Origin of the sequence: Oceanobacter mangrovi, from assembly GCF_019740315.1 — a bacterium.
In the GTDB taxonomy this organism is placed as follows: Bacteria; Pseudomonadota; Gammaproteobacteria; order Pseudomonadales; family Oceanobacteraceae; genus Oceanobacter; species Oceanobacter mangrovi.
This window is the reverse complement of the sequence record NZ_JAHXZR010000002.1, coordinates 402,545-421,465: the sequence shown is the minus strand read 5'-3', so window position 1 is coordinate 421,465 and position 18,921 is coordinate 402,545. Positions and strand designations below refer to the sequence as shown.

The following is an 18,921-nucleotide window of genomic DNA, read 5'->3' as shown; positions in this document are numbered from 1 at the left end:
AGTTGCGGTTAATCCGCCAACAGGTTCAGCGCCAGGGTAAAATCCTGACCCTGGAACTTCATGTGTGGGGTAACGGCCAATTCCATATGCAGGCCACCTTCGTCGTCGGTCATGACGCGCAGATCGGCCTGCTTCAGTGGTTTGCGCATCCGAATGCCCGGTGCCGGGTTATCGACATCGGAAACATAACGGCGCAACCAGCGGTTCAATTCGGTTTCCAGTTCGCCCTTGCTTTGCAGTCCACCAAGCGCCTCGCGCTGCACCACTTTAAGGTAATGAGCAATGCGGGCGACCACAAACAGGTACGGCAATTGGGCTTCAACCTGCATATCCAGCAGCGAATCGCCGTATTGCCAGCCCGGCTGATTAAGGCCGCCCCAACGCATCGAATAGGCGCTGGCAAAATACATTTCGCCATTGGCGCTGTTGACGGTCAGCGGCATCAAGCCGCGCGCGCTCAGCTCCGCCAGCCGGTGTTCGCTGCAACGGGTTTCAATCGGATAGCTGCCCAACACCGGGTCTACCCTGGCTGGCGAACTGACGCGCCCGCCCTCTTCACCACAAATGCGGGTGCAGATGCCGAGTTCACCAAAACTGCGCAGCAGACACTGGGCAAAACCGAATGAGGCGTTGCCCAGCAGGGATTTATTGGCCGCCAGCCGGACGTCTTCCTGATACGGCAGCAAGCCGATCTGGCCAGCCGGGTAACGGTAACCGTCGCGCAACTGGATACGCGGCAGGGTCAGCGCCAGATAGTTGGCCCAGTGTTCCTGCTGCAGGTTGCGCCACTTGATATACCGGGGGCCGGACAGCAGTTCGGCAATATCGACGTTGCCACCAAGATCGCTGAAGTCGTCCTTACCAAACAGATGGGCGCTGACGCCAGCAACAAACGGCACATGGGCGGCATAACCAACCTGACCAATGCTGCGCAGCAACTGAATATCTTCTGCGCCCTGCGAAAACTCATAGTCGGCGATGATGGCGCCATAAGGCTGACCACCAAACTGGGCGAATTCGTTGAAATACACCACGTCGAACAACTTGCTTTCACGCACATCACGATTGGCGAGGAAGTCTTCGTTGAGCACGTCCTTGCTGACATCGAGAATATCGATTTCACAGTCATCGAACTGGTGCGCGACCTGGCACACCTGCCAGAGGCCACGCCAGATGGCTTCGATGCGCTGGAACTGTTCGTCATGCAGAATGCTGTCGATCAGTCGATGCAGATGCTCATTGAGATCCATGGCGACAAAATCGCATTCACCCGCAGGAACCACATCACCGCTGACGCCACAACGACGCAACAGTTGCTGCTCAGCAGCAGAGAACTGCGCCAGCTCCAGCGCACCAGCGGCTTGCTGGAAACTGCGCATCAAGGCCAGATGCATGGTCAGATAGGGAATGTTGCGCAACAGCTGGGCCGGTTCGAAGTCCTGCAGTGAATTCACCGGAATATCGATAAATTCAACGCCAATGCCAGCACCGTCAGTGGGTTGCAGCAACTCAATCGACAGTTCCAGCCGGAAGCCCGCCAGAATCCGGTCAAAGCTTGCCAGATCAACCTGAATCGGTGTCAGCGTTGGCAGCTGCTCGGTGACATCCCGGCCCGAGAACGAGCCCATCACCAGCAGCTTGAGCGGCAGTTTCAGTTCAGCTTCAGAGCCAATGGCCTGATAGCTGAATGAAAACTTGTCCCAGAACGGGGTCGCTGCGGCAGCCATTATTCTTCTGCCACCGCGGCAACTGGCGTTGGCCAGCACTGGGCAATCTCGCGCGGAATCACCAGATCACGGTTATCCAGCGACTTCAGCAAGGCTTCCTGACCGGTGATGCGGTATTCCACTTCGATGAAGCTGACACCAGACTCACGCAGCTGCTCGGCATTGGACGGAAAATCCGATGGCGTAAAGCGCTTCTGACCGCTGGCGAAATCCTGCAGGAACAGCGGGAAGCCAAGTGGACCTTCGTAACGTTTTTGCAGCGTGAAACGACCCAGGTCGATGGTCAGGCTGACATCGCCACAGGCGTTGTTCCATTGATAGTTCTGGGTCACCGGGAAGTTGAGGTTGGTCAAATCAGTTACCTGATCAGCACAACGCAGTTCCAGCACGGTTTTGCTGACGTGATACTTGGCATCCAGGTTGGTACTGGTTGGCATGCCTTTAACATCAACACGATAGGTGTCCTGCTTGGCTTGCTTGGCATCCTTGGCACGGGCCGCGAATTCGAGGAAGTCAGCGGTCAACGGATACACGTCACCAAGCGCACGCTGGGCACTGTAACCGGCACCGTATTGGGCTTTCACAAACGGCATCAAATCAGTATCCAGGGTCTGCCACAGCTTGCCGCCTTCACCAAATGCCAGTTCCGGCAACTTGTACTCCGGCACGCCTTCGAGCGCTGCCAGGAAGTTGTTCTGCCAGTTTTGCTGCACTTCACAGGCCGACTCATCCAGCATGAACTCGCGCATCAACTGCAACGGACCCATATACAGGTTCCAGAAAGCACGGTTGTCGCGGTTTTCCTTGCCAACAATTGCCTGCAGACTCTTCAGTGACTTGTAACCACCCGCCAGCGAGCTGTCGCCTGTATCCGGACGATCCGGCGTGGTGTACAGCGCCGCCATGGCAGCGTAGGAAACGGAGCGGGTTTCGGCACTGTAAACGAAGTCAGACAGCGACTTGCGGTAATCGCCCAGCAAGGCACCCGCCTGCTCCAGCTGCATTTCACGCTCGTCAACCGACGGGCCCGACTTGCCAGCGGCCTTGTCGAGTTTCTTCTGGGTTTTCATGCCTGACTTGCCAGCACCGGCAATAGCCTTGCCAACCGGGCCAGCCTTGCCAACCACTTTGAGAGCCATTTTGGCCAGCACCTTGTTCTGCTTGCCATTATCGGTGTTTTCATCCGGTCCGTAGGCACGCATGTCCTGATAGTAGGAAACCATCGTGGCCCAGTCTGGCAGACCAGCGTCATCCTTGTACGGCTCGATCTGCTCGTAAACCAGATCCAGTGCGTTGAAGAAAATGTTGCGGCCGGTCGACAAATTGTTGATGACGGTCAGCCACTCATCGCGGTTACGCAGCTTCTGACTACCATTGAAGAAGTTGCTGGCAAAGGATTCCCACTGCTTCAGATATTGCTTCTGATAAGTCGCCTGGAAGCCTGGCAGAATTTCATCAAGGATTTCATCGTAGCGTTTGGTGGTACGAATCTGCTCGATAAAGCTGTCGATCTGCTCTTTACCGGCCAGCGTGTAGGCACCGGAAATCACCACGTCATTTTTCATTTCACCGGTACCGGCGATCCAGAAGTCAGACACTTTCACGACTTCGTTTTGGGATACCCGGTTGGCCCATGGAATCAGCCAGTTGGCCAGCGCCTTGCTCTTGACCAGAATGCTGCGCAGCTGGTCTTCCATCATTTTCAGATCCTGTTCCAGCTGGCTCTTGTCGGTGGTCCATAACAAGGATTGCAGGTACAGATTGTTCATCTTGTCGACGGTAGCAACGTCACGAATGCCAAACAGGTCGGCGTCGCTGTCGCTGTACGGCAACGGCATTTCGTTGAGGTCGCTTTCGCTGGCACCGCCCATGTAGGCATCAAGAATGTTGATACGGCGTACCAGCGTGCTGATGAAGGCGACGATTTCTTCTTCCGACACCTCGCCACTGGAATACATGGCGCTGTTCATGGCGGTCGAGAACACCTGGTCAGCCCGGGCAATCAGGCGGCTGTGGACGCGTTCGGCAAACATGTCCTGCAGGCCGGAGACAAATGCCGGGGTTTCCACCGCCATGCCAAACCAGGGCGCCCAGTTGTTATCGGCCAGCTTATTCACCATCGCCCGGTAGTCGTACAGGGTGTTGATGTTCTGCTCCAGCGCCACCGCTTCTTCAAAGCTGCCGGCATTCTGGTTGGTCATGTCTTCGAGCAGGCCGAAGTTGCCACGGTAGTTGGAATACAGCGCTGCAAACACACCGGCGGAAGCCAGATACCAGATCGCAGCCTTGCCCAGCTTGCGGTTGGTTTCTACCTTCTCGGCCCGCGCCAGTGACGAAATCAGGCCACGCTCGGCCGGAACGATTTCAGTAAACAGGCGGTGCGAGAACAGGCCTCGGCCCTGGGAATCGGTCTGCAATTCGACGTTGCGGGCTTCACCAATAAAGTAAAGGCCACGGAACATCGGTGTTTTCTGATACGGGTTCTGTTGGAAAATGCTCTGGGCATAGGTCACCAGATGGCGCTCCAGCGCTTCAAAGCGGGTTGGCAGGCGGATCAGATCGGCACTGGCCTGTTCGTCCTGCAATGCAGACAGCTGCAAATACTTCAGTCGTTCGCCAATCGCGGCAACGGTTTGCTCAACGAAATCTTCTGGCTGCTGTTCTTTCTGGTTGATCAGACCCAGAGGATCACGGAACTTGTCCTGATCCATGGTGGCAATCCAGTCGTTCACACCCGGCAGTTCATCCAGCTTGGTCACCACCAGATAAATCGGCACCTGTACGTGCAGCACCTGAATCAGCTGTTCAAGGTTCTTGCGCGCCTGGGTACCCATTTCGATCAGCTTCTGGCTGTTGCCTTCCAGCAACACATCCATCGGCAGCGCCACTACAACGCCGTTGATCGGCTCGCGGGAACGATGTTTGTTGAGCAACGACAGTAGCTTCAGCCACTCGTCGTTACGACTGCTTTCAACATCGGCGATGTAGGTTCCCGGGGTATCAATGGCAATGGCCTGGTTGTAGAAATACCAGTTCAGACCGTCATCACTGTTAAGCGCCGTCTGGCCTTCAATGGTGGGCATCGGCAGGTTGGCCTGACCCAGCGCATGGCTCTTGCCGCTGTTGTCGTGACCCAACATGACGAACCACGGCAGCACATACACGGGTTCGCCATGAACCTTGAGGTAACTGCCGTTGAGGATCTTCAGCACTGCCTTGAAGTTTTTGTCGAGGCCGCTGGTTTGCTTCCAGAAGTTCAGGCTGCGTTTTTCACCGCTGGTCTTCTCGACATTAACCAGTGACTCCACTTTCTTCTTGGCGCGGTAATAGATAACGATCTTGCGAATAATGATAAACGCCAGATAGATGCCAAAAATGACACCAAAGATCTGCAGGCCCAGTTCCAGGCTGTTACCGGTGAACAAGGCACCAGCCACACAAGCCGCGGCGATTAGCAGCCAGACCAGTAACCAGAGCAGGAATTTAAAGAATTTTTTCATGGATCAACTTCTCTCTTGGCTGCTGGTTATACGGAGATCAACAGGAAGTTGGCCATGTCCAACATCTCTTTACGGAAATAGAAAAACGAACCAATAATCAGCAACACCGGCAGACCGTAATACAGGGCGGTAAAATCACGCCGGGCTTTCAGCTGACTACTGCTTTTCTGTTGGCCGAGTGCTTCCGGGAACAGACTGGTGTCGCCACTCTCGTCCACCAGCAACTCGTAGTTGTCACGCTTGATTTTGGCCAGTGAAGACTGCGCACCTTCACCGTAAAACTTGCCACAGAAGCCCAGTGTCAGGCAGTAGTAATACACCTCACGAATGTCCAGCTCGGCCGGGTTAAACGGGTTGAGAGCGTCAAGACGAGTGAAGAACTCGACCCCGGCGTTGGTGGTTTCGTAGAACTCCCGTTGCAGCAAATTGCGCGCCCAGGCGTCACGACCCGGCCAGTCGTTCGAGACCAGCTGCTCGTCGATAAAGGCGATGACCGCAAAACGTGCGGTGCGAACCTGCGGCAGGCTGTAACCACCGTGACTGGCAGGACCTTCGACCGAGTTCAGCTGGCTTTGCAAATGGCTGCGAACGTCTTCATAACTGGCGGCAGCCATGCCAGTACCAGCATTGCGTACCAGCTCCAGCGTGTAGGCCAAACTGTCGATAAAGCAATCAATGAGTCTCATCTGTCATCCCTTAGCCGCGTACGACAACCATCTCGACGACCAGGTCTGCCGGGGCGTCATCCCACAGCAGGGTAATCTGGCCCTGATCCGATACCGACTTCCATTTTTCACTGTCGCGATCGAGCGTGAAGTAAGACACCTTCGGACGACGCTCCAGACCGGTTGGCTGATCCGGGAACAAACGCAGCGTAATACCCGGAATGGCGCGCTGGCTGAAGATGTCGATTTCCTTGCTGGCACCCAGCTTGGCGAAGCCTTCGAACGACTCCGCCAGCTCGGCGTATGGTCGGCTGCTTTCCAGCATCAGATACAAATCGTTCTGGCGGGCGAAGAACTCGGATGGCAGCTCGGCCGAGAAGCGGTTACTGCCGTCGCGGTTGAAGCGCACCAGCAGTTCCGGACTGACGGTCAGTTCGTCCAGCAAGCTGACAATCATGTTGCTGGCGGCCAGGAAGGTCGCCGCCAGTTCATTATGGTTGTAGCGCGGCAAGGACGGGCCATTGCCAGTGGACTCACCCAGCAGGTTAACCTTGTGCGAGAAGGTGCTCAGTTCACCAATCAGGCTGCGCAGACAGCCGTAAATATCGGCTGGATGCACTCCCGGATTTTCGAACCAGTGCTGCAGCATCGGCGCGTAATGAGCCAGCAAACGCAAGGCGGAACGGTAACGTTCGGCCACCGGGTTGAACTCGGCTGCCCGCGAAGTTGGCGTATTCTTGTAGTTTTCCAGCTGCTTGCTGCGACCCAGCAGTTCGTCACGAATGCCCTTGATACGGCTCATCAGCAAGGCGGAGCCGGACAGTTTCAGCACCGGCGCAATACAGTCTTCGCTGAGCAGGATTTCTTCACCGTGCTGCTCCAGTGCAAACAGCGGCATCAGCTGCTTGTCGTTGAGGTCGGCAATTTCCGATTCAAAATACAGCGCCAGCGCGTACTGCAGGGTTTTCACCGAAGTGCTGGTATTGCCCTGATGCAGATCGGACATTTCCGCGCCTTCGGTAATACCGACGTAACGGCTGTGAATCTGTGGTGCCGAAGCCAGGCTTGGTACTTCGGTAACGTTGGCAGAGGTTGGGTCGAGCTTGCTCAAGCCCAGATAAACCTTCAGCGGCTGGGTACGATCATCCCAGAAACCATCGACGCTGCGGGAGCGCACATGGGCGTTATCAGGAAACTCCACCAGCGTGCCGTCTTCAAACAGAGCCTTGATATAACGCAGTTCCACCACGCCACCAGCCAGCGCCTGCTCTTCCAGTTGCATGCGCGCCACACCCCAGGGGTACGGCGTCAGCTCACGCATATACTGAATGACCAGCTGCTCGTTGTGATAACTGGCGGCTTGAAAATGCTGGGGCTGCAGAAACTGCCCCTGATACCAGGAAAGCGGCTGTTTGAAGTTCACCGATGAAATCCTTACAGGTTAAACCTTCAGCCTCGCCGGTTACCTTTGGCGGCACCGGCACGGCGGGAAATTAATATTATTCAGCGATCATTTGCAGGCGTGACACCTTGGTCACACCCAGATCTACCCATGCCTTGATACGTGCAGCTTCCGGCGGCAAGTCGTCCGCAAACGGGTTGAGACGAGTCATCCAGCCACCATCATTACGGGCAGCCACGGCAGGAATCGGGAAGACACGCACCACTTCCTTGGGATCGAGCTGGTAATAACCGGCCACAATTGCCACAAAGCGGGTTTCTTTCATCCGTTCGAGGGTGACTTTGAGCATTTCATCCGGCGCAATCACATACTCTTCCTTGGTCAGAAAGGTTGGATCAATCTCAGCGCTGGTCAGCAGCTCACGAATACCAGCCTGGCTTTTGCTGATGTCGTTAAACACCTTGAGGTCGGAGAGCTGGTACACCCGCAGATACAGGGTGTGCGGTTTGCCGGAATGGAGATTCAGTTGTTTGGGCGCAACAAAACGCATGGCAATACCTTTGCCATCGTAGTCCCAGGTCATGTAATCGGCTTTGACCGGATCGCCATCGCGATAAAACCAGTCAGATGTCTGATCGAGCCAAACCCAGTTGTTACCGGATTCGTTGGCATCATCAATACTCAGAGGCGGTTCATCTTCAATGCTGCCATTCCAGGCAAGCGGCTTGGTAGCACAACCCTGCATGGCAAGCTGGCTGATAACCAACCCCAGAATTGCGATGAACTTTTTCATATCCTTAGACCTTTCCAAGGTGACGCCAGACCGCGGCACAATCCACATATTCTTTTAGTAGTGATCTGATTTGGGCCATAAACCCGGACTCCAGATACAAACAAGGGGGACAGATCCATCCCCCCTGCCCGTTCAATCGACTGAATTAATCGTCGAATGCAACGCTTTCAGCGTTTTCGCCGTTAGAAGCAGTATCAACCGCTTCAGTACCGCTTACGTCGTGTTTCCAGGCTACTGCGTTGAAGCTGAAACGAACGCGCTCGTAGGCCATGAAATTGTCGTTAGCCGGGTTCATCGCGTCTGGAGACAGGGTTTCCAGACTGATCAGTTTGGCTTCAGACATTTTGATCTGGTAGTAACGAACTGGCTCACCAGAGCTGGTTTCGTCTGGAGAACGGTAGAACTCAACATGGATGTTCAGGTCAGTCGGCTGGGACAGCAACTGAGCCAGCAGTGGGCTGCTCTTGTCGATCAGCTTGGTGATTTCCAGGTATTCGTAGCGACGAACGCCCGTCACCTGACCGTTGCGAGGATCCGTTGGCAGAACGCTGCGCTGTTCCAGTGCCTGCACAAAGATTTTGTCTTCGTGGTTTTCCTTGTAGTAGGCACCGATACTTTCCTTGGAAGAAGCGCCTTCTGTCAGGTTATTACCTTCGGAGTCTTCGATAGTTACGAAAATTTCATTTGGCATGTCTTGATTCCTATCTTATTGGTTGCCCATAAATCGGAGTGCAAGACCCCGAACTATGACTGCGTCGCTTTACAAAACGTATTACGCCGCCTCTACGAAGCGGCGTGTCAGGCCTTAGCCCCGCTCAAGAATTCCACTCAGGGACAGAGTGAAATCAGCTCCCATGAACTTGAAGTGTGGCGTCACACTCAATGACACTGAGTACCAGCCCACATCGTTTTCAACTTCAGAGACCGTAATCTCAGCTTTACGCAACGGACGAGAGCTGCGAGTCGCTGGGGACGGATTTTCCTGGTCTGCCACGTAGCGGCGCAGCCATTTGTTCAGCTCGGTTTCCAGGTCAGCACGGGTTTTCCAGCTGCCCAGGTTTTCGCGCTGCAACACCTTGATGTAGTGCGCCAGACGGCTGACGATAAACAAGTACGGCAGCTGGGTACCCAGCTTGTAATTGATCTCGGCAACGTTGCCTTCTTCGGTGTTTTCGAACTTGATCGGCTTCTGTACGGAGTTGGAAGAGAAGAACACCGCATTATCGCCACCCTTGCGCAGGGTCAGCGGGATAAAGCCCATTTCAGATAGTTCAAATTCCTTGCGGTCAGAGATTACGATCTCAACCGGGCCATTGATCTGGTCCGTACCATCCACATCCACCACATGAATTGGCAGATCTTCCAGGGCACCACCAGACTGCGGACCAATAATGTTTGGACACCAGCGGAACTTGGCAAAGCTGTCAGCCAGGCGGCTGGCATAAGCAAACGCAGCATTACCCCACAGGTATTCCTGCTTGCCAGAAACGGTTTCCTGATAGTTGAACGAACGCACCATCAGATCTTCGCCGTAGGTTGGGCGCAGCATGAAATCTGGCATCACCAGACCCAGGTTACGGGAGTCATCAGACTCACGCAGGCTTTGCCACTTGGCGTATTGGGCACCTTCGAAAATGGACTCCAGCTCCTTCAGCGAAGGCAGCTCTTCATAATCGTCGATACCAAAGAATTCATAGCTGGCAGCGGCAATAAACGGCGCATGGGTCATAGCACCCAGAGAAGCCATCTCGCTCAGCAGGTTGATGTCTTTGGCATGGTGATTAAAGGTGTAATCACCCAGCACAACACCGTACGGTTCACCACCGAACTGGCCGTATTCGTCGGTGTAGACACGACGGTACAGACCAGACTGGGTAATGTCCGGTGCATCTTCATAATCTTCGATCAGGTCTTCTTTGCTGGCGTTGAGGATTTCCAGCTTGATGTTCTGGGCGAAATCCGTGCGATCAACCAGAAACTTGAGGCTGCGCCATGGACGTTCCAGACTCTTGAACTGTTCATTGTGCAGGATGGCATCCATCTGCTTGCTCAAACGGGCGTCCAGTTCTTCGATCATCTGATCGACAAACGACTTGTCGACACGAACTGACTGTTCGTCCTGCTTCAGCAGCTCTTGCAGCAAGGTTTCAACACCCTGCTTCACCACCGGATAGCTTTCATCGTTTTCAGGGATGCGGGTAAAGCCCAGTACTTCACCAACCAGAGAAGCTTCCATTACGGCATCAGTAGTCATCTTTTCGCTCCCCTCAGCCTTGTTGTCCGTCAGAGTTCAATTCATCCAGCAGGCGTTTGCGAGTGGATTCATCAGTAATCATCGTCTGGATCTTGCGGCGCATTTGCGGCACGTTACCCAGCGGGCCTTTCAGAGCTTTTAATGCATTACGCAACTCAATGACCTTCTTCAACTCAGGGATGGAATCGACCAGATTATCCGGCGTGAAATCCTTCAGGCTCTGCGGCTTGAAGTTCACATCGATATCGGTCTCACCGTTGCCGGAAATATAGTTGGGAACACTGAATTGCATTTCCAGGCCCATCGACGCCAGCACTTCATCGAAGTTATTGCTGTTAACGTTGATAGGTTCCCGCTCCTCGATTACCCGGTCGTCTGGACGCTGGGTAAAATCGCCGAGAATCAAAGCCTTGAATGGCAATTCAATCTGTTTTTTGCCATCACCAACTGCGGGCTTATAGGAAATATTGACGCGTTCTTTTGGGGCGACAGAGCCCGCATTTTTCTTTTTCATGGCATCCCTACGTCTTGAAGTGCTGTCTGAAAACGTGAACTGGTTAACGTGGAGAAATGTAGTCAAAGACCTCCAATCTGTCTAGCAGTGTTATTACTATCAACAAACCAGGCATTAACAAATCAGAAAATATTTGACAGGTTAAAAATATTCACAAAATCAATCGAGAAACCTTGGATTTGATTAAATATTAACCACTTAAAGGCCAATAATTACAAAAACTTACCAACACGCCATTAAAATCGTCACAAATAATCCAACCTTCGTCGCATTTAAGCCTTTCATTTTCTGCCGGGTAGTAAAAACCGCCATAAATCGACGCATAATTTGGCGCAATTTCACGATCAAACACGGCAAAAAATGACCAAAAACAAAATTTAACCACGAGATACAAAATGACACAAAACTAACAATGTGGCCATTTATGTCCTAATTCAGATTAAATCTATCAATCGTTAGATGCTTTCAATCAATATCCATTGAATTTCATTCCAATATTTATATGTAGGCATATATTGTAAAGATCTATTGTCGAACCCGATCTTACAAGCCATCACATAATGATGGTCTGAATGAATATCCATATAGAGAATTTGGACTTTTATAAGACCAAGATAATTGAATATTCACGTTCAAGCCCACCAAAAAACACCCCTGCCATCTATATATTTAAACGTTCAGGATTGAGATTCCTGCTGCCTGAAAACCAATGACCAATCACCGATTTATGTGCGCGGATTTGATCCTGAGATTGGCAGGAGTACCGAGCCCGACAATCAGATTGATAACCAAACGCTGCGTTTCCCGAGCTGCCTGGGTGACAGCGTACAGCGCTACCAGCCATGCAGTTTCAATCAAGAGCCAGCGAGGCTAACAACAACGTCTTCCCGGACGAGCCTGCGAGATCCGGGATCCATGCTGCAAAGAGATCCTGGTTGGTTGATAGCCCCCTTCAGGCTGGCACAGTTCAAAACGATTGAGCTGCCTGGGCGGCAGCGCACTTTCGCATTGATGAATCCACCAACGACGAGCTTTTCTGAGCTGCCTGGGCGGCAGCGCACTCCTCAAGGGCATCCAGTCGATGGAGCTCAAGTTTCTGAGCTGCCTGGGCGGCAGCGCACTTCCGTTGCGTTCAAATTCCTGCCGTTGCCATTTTCTGAGCTGCCTGGGCGGCAGCGCACTTATTGGCATATCCCTGATCACGCTTCAACTTTTTCTGAGCTGCCTGGGCGGCAGCGCACTAAATCAAGCATAAAACACCAATAAAAAAGGATTTCTGAGCTGCCTGGGCGGCAGCGCACGCTTCTTAGTGACCCTGATAACGAAACCTATCTTTCTGAGCTGCCTGGGCGGCAGCGCACTGAACGTGTGTACCAGATCACCGGCCGTCATTTTTCTGAGCTGCCTGGGCGGCAGCGCACAATCAGGATCCACGCCGAGCGTTTCCATGGCTTTTCTGAGCTGCCTGGGCGGCAGCGCACATATGACAACGCCAGCACACGTTATTGATATGTTTCTGAGCTGCCTGGGCGGCAGCGCACAGCAAATCCCAACGCATCAACAAAGACGTCGATTTCTGAGCTGCCTGGGCGGCAGCGCACGAGATCTACCGGTCTCTCCGTGGCAGCCTCGCTTTCTGAGCTGCCTGGGCGGCAGCGCACGGATCGCATGGTGGAGTTGCCCCAGAAAGCCATTTCTGAGCTGCCTGGGCGGCAGCGCACGTTACTGATAACCGCTTGACCTGGACGATCCTTTTCTGAGCTGCCTGGGCGGCAGCGCACCTGAAACACGAATCTGCTGAAGCTGAATTTCTTTTCTGAGCTGCCTGGGCGGCAGCGCACATTCGCACCGAACCCACTTCAGCGGCGGCGTTTTTCTGAGCTGCCTGGGCGGCAGCGCACGCTGATAGACGAAAAGTCAGGTAATGTTTGTGTTTCTGAGCTGCCTGGGCGGCAGCGCACGCAGACAGCGCTTCATGCGTTGCTTCTTCTTCTTTCTGAGCTGCCTGGGCGGCAGCGCACCCGAACACGTTATGGCCCTGAAGAATTTTAGCTTTCTGAGCTGCCTGGGCGGCAGCGCACAAACAGCAGAAGCCAAGCGTTCGCAAGAAACGTTTCTGAGCTGCCTGGGCGGCAGCGCACACGTCATAGGGATATGACCGGCGTTTTACCTTTTTCTGAGCTGCCTGGGCGGCAGCGCACCCACACCGTGATTGTTTGGCCATCCCTGCTCTTTTCTGAGCTGCCTGGGCGGCAGCGCACACTGGCCCTCGCCATTTAATGAAATCCAACCCTTTCTGAGCTGCCTGGGCGGCAGCGCACCCAGAATGACGCTGCAGCAGGACAACTACTCATTTCTGAGCTGCCTGGGCGGCAGCGCACCCATCTGGGCCCGGTTTGATGACCAAAGCAAATTTCTGAGCTGCCTGGGCGGCAGCGCACCAGAGCGGCCGACTCATAATCGGCGGGTCATCTTTCTGAGCTGCCTGGGCGGCAGCGCACGGAACAATTAGACGGGCTGGAACTCCCTCTCTTTTCTGAGCTGCCTGGGCGGCAGCGCACAATGTCCATGACTATGACGATCTCTTCCCGCTTTTCTGAGCTGCCTGGGCGGCAGCGCACGAATACGGTAAATTCAGGGTGCAATGGTTTGCTTTCTGAGCTGCCTAGGCGGCAGCGCACTTTTTCTTGGCATGCTCAAGCACTTCATCGCGTTTCTGAGCTGCCTGGGCGGCAGCGCACATGGTAAGTTGGTTAATGTCCTTGTTGGTCTTTTTCTGAGCTGCCTGGGCGGCAGCGCACTCGTAATTTTTACGCCAAGTCTGCTTTCTTCCTTTCTGAGCTGCCTGGGCGGCAGCGCACTCGGATGATGTCGATACCCTGGATATGTCAAATTTCTGAGCTGCCTGGGCGGCAGCGCACATATTAGCAATCATCATTGCATGAACCTTTGTTTTCTGAGCTGCCTGGGCGGCAGCGCACGCGGAACTTGCGAACGCCAGATTCGCCCATCTTTTCTGAGCTGCCTGGGCGGCAGCGCACATTGATTTTATAAGTGCCGTATTTTTCGTACATTTCTGAGCTGCCTGGGCGGCAGCGCACTTTTTCAATTGGGTCGTGGGTCGGAACGCCTTTTTCTGAGCTGCCTGGGCGGCAGCGCACTCAAACTAATTTAATTAATCGGAGAATGTAATTTTCTGAGCTGCCTGGGCGGCAGCGCACCACGGTCAGCGAGTGGACTGCAATTATTTCAATTTCTGAGCTGCCTGGGCGGCAGCGCACCGGAAAATCCATTTATTACCATCGCGCTTACCTTTCTGAGCTGCCTGGGCGGCAGCGCACGCGGTTCTGGTTACGGCATTGTCATAAATTATTTTCTGAGCTGCCTGGGCGGCAGCGCACTTTACAGTTTCCGTGATGCTCTGGAATCATCATTTCTGAGCTGCCTGGGCGGCAGCGCACAGTGGTTTACAAATGACTAAACCAACTCTAATTTTCTGAGCTGCCTGGGCGGCAGCGCACTTTCTTGGTTCAAGACGACAAAAAAGCGGAGTTTTCTGAGCTGCCTGGGCGGCAGCGCACAGTTGCTTTCTCCATTACAGGCGCCGCGACTTTTTCTGAGCTGCCTGGGCGGCAGCGCACGCCCGCATATCCGGCGCCAGCCGCATATAACCTTTCTGAGCTGCCTGGGCGGCAGCGCACACCGAGCGGCGCGGGCAGGCAGCCAGGGCAGATTTCTGAGCTGCCTGGGCGGCAGCGCACATGTGGAGCAGTGCAGCCCAAGGGAGTATCACTTTCTGAGCTGCCTGGGCGGCAGCGCACATCTGGCCGCTGCGGGTTTTCGGCCAGGTGACTTTCTGAGCTGCCTGGGCGGCAGCGCACTATTGCTTCGCCATGATCAGCCGCTAATAACCTTTCTGAGCTGCCTGGGCGGCAGCGCACTGTAGCAATTTAAAGCCAGGTTCCTGTTTTTTAAAGAGCTTCCCTGCACTTTCAGGTTTTTACCCTGTTTTTTCTGGATTCTGCCAAGTCCTTTAAAATCAAGGACTTGGCATTTCGCTAAAAAAAAGGGTCAAAACCAGGGGATGGTTGTGGTGCTGCTCAAACCGTAGCTGCTGAACGTTCCGGCCACTGACGCCTTCTGCAATTCACCGTGTTCGATATACACCCGCATGTTGTTGCCGTTCGACAGGCTTTTAATCTGTATAAACGGCAAGTGTTTGAGGCTCTTTTGCTGGTTGTCGGTGATTTTCGCGGCAGCCTCTTCCTCGGTTAACCAGCCTTTGGCGATTGAACGTTTGCGCTTGTTCCAGGCGCTTTTGGCCTGCACTCGTCGCACGGTTCGATATTGGCAGCCTGCTGGCACCGCCTGAATATCAGAGACGCGGGTGTAATCACCCAGTCCTTTCATCCAGCCACTACACATCAGCTTGTCCAATGCCGCGGCACTACCGTGCAAACGCATTCGACCGCCGAGTCGCTTGCCAACATCCGGGAAGCTGATGCCAATTTCACCAGCTACGCTTTGACTCATACCTCGGTGGAACTTGGAGAACAGCGCGTTCAACAGCAGCTGCTCTTCGAACTCGGGGTCCGGCAGCAGGGTAATTTCAAGATAATGATCCATCCTCTACCCCTTAACCGGCTTCACCGAATACGCCACCACGAATCAGGATACCCATCACGTAGTGCTGGTTATCAACCGATGGCGTTTCTCCTTTCAACACCCATTTGTCCAGCAGGTTATAGAAATCCTGCTTTTCTTTGGGTTGGCGATAGGCCGCGCCGCGGCTGGTGACAGAGCCGTAGGGTTCGACGGCAATTGGGCCAAAGGTGTCGGCTTGCGGGTACCAGGTATCGATGGTGCGAATGGCGTTACCAATTTTCTGCGAGTGCATGGCCGCCTGACCATCTACCTGATACAGAAACTTGCTCTTTTTGCTGTTGCCGGAGCCATCCAGTACCAGTTCCTGGGATGGAAAGATTTCCTGTCCTTCGCCCAGACGGACGTATGCTTCAACGCGCAGCAATACAAAGCTTTTACCACTCAGGCCGGTTTGAATCAGATCTGCCAGTGGCTTGATGATTGCCGCCTGGGTGCCGAAGTTACGCAGGTCGAAGCTGTGAGCATCGAAGGTCCAGCTATTCAGAACATCAGTGCCTGAGAGCTGGGATACCTTGACTTCAATTTGCTCCGCACCAACGCGGTTACGCCAGAGGAATCGCCCATTGGCGAGGTTTTCAGCGTAGCGGGCAGCGAGTTCGGTAAATTGTTCCCGTTCAATATAGCCGTTGATAACCTCAGCCAACGCTTGCTGATATTCACCGTCGTTACAGGCTGAAGGCGTTGCCAGATCCCCCAATACACGTAAGGTGAAGCTGACTTTCAGAGTGTCGCTGTCCTGTGGTAGTGCTGCAGTATCAACGGTTTGCAGGTTGGGTTTCTGGATTTCGGCGTCCAGTTTCAAGGGATCATCAGCAATAGCGGCCTTGAGGCGGTTGGAAATGGTGCCGCGTACAGATTTTTGTTGTACCTCGATGGCTTGCCAGCCTTCCGTGTTGCTGCGCTCTTGCCAGCGCCCGGCGAACATAGCGGCGTCTGAGTTAGCGTGTTTGCGTTCAAACGCCAGAACGGAAGCTGTTTTCAGTTTGGTAGTAGCCATGTTGTCGCTCCTTGATTAGTACAATTCGTCAAATGTGTTGAAGTCGTTGTCCGGGATTTCGATGTGGTCATCTTCACTGCGATCAGTAATCGTTGCAGCCTGAGAAGGAATTTCACATAAATAGGCACCATTACTGTGGCGGTATTGCCAAAGCAGCTCTTGCGGGGATTGCAACCGGTGCGGACTGCACCATTCACCAATGCTGTAGGCGCTTTCGACAAACCGGAATGGCACTGAATTGTCGCGAGCCCGGCTGACTGTACCGGCGGCATACAATTCAGAAATGGCCTGATAGCCTGCCGCCAGTGGCACCAGATAGCCTTTGCCGGCACCGGGCCTGGGTTTGATTTTCCAGTCTGCTTTGGTCTCGCCGGGAATCGGTTCATCCCCGTCTTTCAGCCCTGTTGGTTCTGGCTGATAGCAAAGCGCAATAAAATCGAGCCAGCTGTCGAGCAGTTCAGCTGCCGGGTTGAGCTGCCGTTGCGCCTGGTGGTGTGCGGCCAACAAGTCCGTACGATCAAGCAGCACAAAACCGGGAATCAGCCGCAGCATCTGACGCCGGAACGCTCGCTGACTATCGCTGTTGGTTTCATCGAATTGCCAGTATCGAACCCGGCCAATGCTGGTAATGATGCCACCCGCCAGACGTTGGGTTGCCAGCCAGTCCAGCAACTGATTTTCAAACTGTCGGATACGCTGCTCGGGAAGGTCATCGCCTAACGCCAGTTCCAGTGGATCGAACTCGCACTCCACCAGCAAGCTGACTGTCATATGCATACGTCCCTCTTCGTTGAAGGGGGCGGTCTTGCCGTCTTTGGTCAGTGGATTACGACTGAGTGCAAATACGTGTTCGAAACCACTCGGCTGCTGGCTATGCACCTGATGGTGATGGCAAATAATGCCGACACCGCCCAGGCTGGCCTGCGCTCCCCACTTCGCCTGACATTTACGCGATAGCGCGTGAGTGAATCCGAGAAAATTGCTGGGTGCCGGGAAGCCCCAGGTCATGCCGGCAATCGCATTGGCGTTTTCCACTCGCAGCTTATTGAGCAACAGCAGATGTTTCATGCCAGATCCTCCAGATCAACCATCAGCAGGTACGCCTGACGCTGAATTTGTTGTTTGAAGTGGGCAGTTTCCACATCACTCATGCTCAACTTGGCTTTTTTGCCTTTTTGATCGATGGCTTTGGACAAAACCCGGCCAAAGGTCAGTGCCAGCTTTTTACACCAGGCTTTGCCGTCTCGTTCATACTGAAAATCATCATCAGCCCGGTTGGGGTCGAGCCAGCAGGCTTCGGGTTTCAAACCAAAAGATTCGCTACTCCAACCCGGGGGTTGTTGTTGAATCTGTGCCGCGTACTGATGCAGTTCGTCGACCATTGCCGCGACCATTTCGGCGCGCCTGCCCCGAATATGGCGATTATTCAAATCCTGCTGGTTGGCCCATTCCAGAAAACCTGTCAGTTCATCCAGCTGCTTGCGAATGCGCCAGCGATAACCGGCCCAGAAGGCATCGACGGATTTGGGCGGCTTGTTTTGGGACTTCCAAACCGGTGGTTGAGCGTCAAACAGATAAGCTCGACCACCACGCTGACTGTTCAGCAAGGAAATATTCTGCGGCTTGGTGCCACCAAAGGTCTGGATGGCGAGATTCAGATAATCTCTGGTGCCCACCTGCCAGAAATGGCCTTTACGACGAGCCTCCCGAGCGTCTTTGGCTGCGTCGCTGAATCGGGAATGCTGCACCCGCTGGAAAACAGCATGATTCAGGGAAGATGCCGACAGTGGCGCTAACAGGTGATAGCCGGACTCTTCCTCTGTCACAGGAAAATAAAGCTGCTTGGCCAGGGAATGACTGGACGGCTCTTGTACCTTCAGTGCTTCCTTGAAGCCTGACAGCCAGTCAGCCAGCTGTTTTTCATTGGCAAACGGTGCCAGTGCAGAAGAGTCATCTGCGGACAGTTGATCCAGCAAGCGTTCACCGTCGTGTTCCAGCAACAGTAAATTGGCGACATCCAGCGCTGCTGCATTGCCGACTACGTCAGCTTTCATGACCGCTAAATCCGCCGATGACAATGTCCGCTCGGAACCGGCTACAGATGAGTTGACCAGCAGGCTGGTGCCTTTGGCATCACTGTGGGTGTACTTCAGCGCATGACTCACCAAATTGATTTGTTTCGCCCTGCCCGCCGCATCGGTTAGCCACGCCTGTGGCTTGAATTTGTCCAGCAGCTCTTGCTTGCGCTGCTGCCAGTCGAGCCGGAATTCGGCGAAGTCCTCGGCAGCTTTTTCCTTTTCCGCCCGGGCCAGCTCCTTTTCCAAAGGCTCCAACTTGGCTGTACATCGATCTTCGATGTACAGCCGGATTTTTTCGGTCAGTTCCATTGCACCTCCTGCAGGTT

The 18,921-nt window shown here is 54.0% G+C and carries 12 protein-coding genes and 1 CRISPR repeat array; all 12 genes read right to left on the bottom strand.

Translation table 11 applies throughout. The annotated features are described in order from the left end of the window. Positions 1-8: 8 nt before the first annotated feature. Positions 9-1,727, bottom strand: a complete 1,719-nt coding sequence (gene tssC / locus K6123_RS05875) for a type VI secretion system contractile sheath large subunit (protein ID WP_221795107.1) — start codon at positions 1,725-1,727, stop codon at positions 9-11. Further along, positions 1,727-5,227 carry a type VI secretion protein IcmF/TssM N-terminal domain-containing protein gene (locus K6123_RS05870; protein WP_221795105.1) on the bottom strand — a complete coding sequence of 1,167 codons (3,501 nt, stop codon included), beginning with the start codon at positions 5,225-5,227 and terminating at the stop codon, positions 1,727-1,729. Before K6123_RS05870 ends, tssC (K6123_RS05875) begins: the two co-directional genes overlap by 1 nt. Before the next feature lie 26 nt (positions 5,228-5,253). Beyond that, positions 5,254-5,913 carry a DotU family type IV/VI secretion system protein gene (locus K6123_RS05865; protein WP_221795103.1) on the bottom strand — a complete coding sequence of 220 codons (660 nt, stop codon included), beginning with the start codon at positions 5,911-5,913 and terminating at the stop codon, positions 5,254-5,256. A 10-nt stretch (positions 5,914-5,923) separates the two neighbouring features. Next, on the bottom strand, positions 5,924-7,315 hold the full coding sequence (gene tssK / locus K6123_RS05860; RefSeq protein ID WP_221795101.1) for a type VI secretion system baseplate subunit TssK: 1,392 nt from the start codon (positions 7,313-7,315) through the stop codon (positions 5,924-5,926). A gap of 76 nt (positions 7,316-7,391) precedes the next feature. Continuing rightward, positions 7,392-8,087, bottom strand: a complete 696-nt coding sequence (locus K6123_RS05855) for a type VI secretion lipoprotein TssJ (protein ID WP_221795098.1) — start codon at positions 8,085-8,087, stop codon at positions 7,392-7,394. Positions 8,088-8,232: 145 nt separating this feature from the next. Continuing rightward, positions 8,233-8,778, bottom strand: coding sequence for a type VI secretion system tube protein TssD (gene tssD / locus K6123_RS05850; protein ID WP_221795096.1), 546 nt, complete (start codon positions 8,776-8,778; stop codon positions 8,233-8,235). A gap of 114 nt (positions 8,779-8,892) precedes the next feature. Further along, positions 8,893-10,341 carry a type VI secretion system contractile sheath large subunit gene (gene tssC, locus K6123_RS05845; protein ID WP_221795094.1) on the bottom strand — a complete coding sequence of 483 codons (1,449 nt, stop codon included), beginning with the start codon at positions 10,339-10,341 and terminating at the stop codon, positions 8,893-8,895. A gap of 13 nt (positions 10,342-10,354) precedes the next feature. After that, positions 10,355-10,855 (bottom strand): type VI secretion system contractile sheath small subunit, encoded by a 501-nt coding sequence (gene tssB, locus K6123_RS05840; protein WP_221795092.1) that lies wholly within the window; start codon positions 10,853-10,855, stop codon positions 10,355-10,357. Positions 10,856-11,828: 973 nt separating this feature from the next. Continuing rightward, a CRISPR array of direct repeats spans positions 11,829-14,796; the repeat unit is 28 nt; unit sequence TTTCTGAGCTGCCTGGGCGGCAGCGCAC. Positions 14,797-14,926: 130 nt separating this feature from the next. Further along, on the bottom strand, positions 14,927-15,481 hold the full coding sequence (cas6f, locus tag K6123_RS05835) for a type I-F CRISPR-associated endoribonuclease Cas6/Csy4 (protein ID WP_221795090.1): 555 nt from the start codon (positions 15,479-15,481) through the stop codon (positions 14,927-14,929). A gap of 10 nt (positions 15,482-15,491) precedes the next feature. After that, positions 15,492-16,517 (bottom strand): type I-F CRISPR-associated protein Csy3, encoded by a 1,026-nt coding sequence (csy3, locus tag K6123_RS05830; protein ID WP_221795088.1) that lies wholly within the window; start codon positions 16,515-16,517, stop codon positions 15,492-15,494. Between the two features lie 15 nt (positions 16,518-16,532). Beyond that, positions 16,533-17,585 (bottom strand): type I-F CRISPR-associated protein Csy2, encoded by a 1,053-nt coding sequence (gene csy2, locus K6123_RS05825; protein ID WP_221795086.1) that lies wholly within the window; start codon positions 17,583-17,585, stop codon positions 16,533-16,535. Next, positions 17,582-18,904, bottom strand: a complete 1,323-nt coding sequence (gene csy1, locus K6123_RS05820; protein ID WP_221795084.1) for a type I-F CRISPR-associated protein Csy1 — start codon at positions 18,902-18,904, stop codon at positions 17,582-17,584. The genes csy2 and csy1 overlap by 4 nt, the downstream gene beginning before the upstream one ends. Positions 18,905-18,921: the final 17 nt, after the last annotated feature.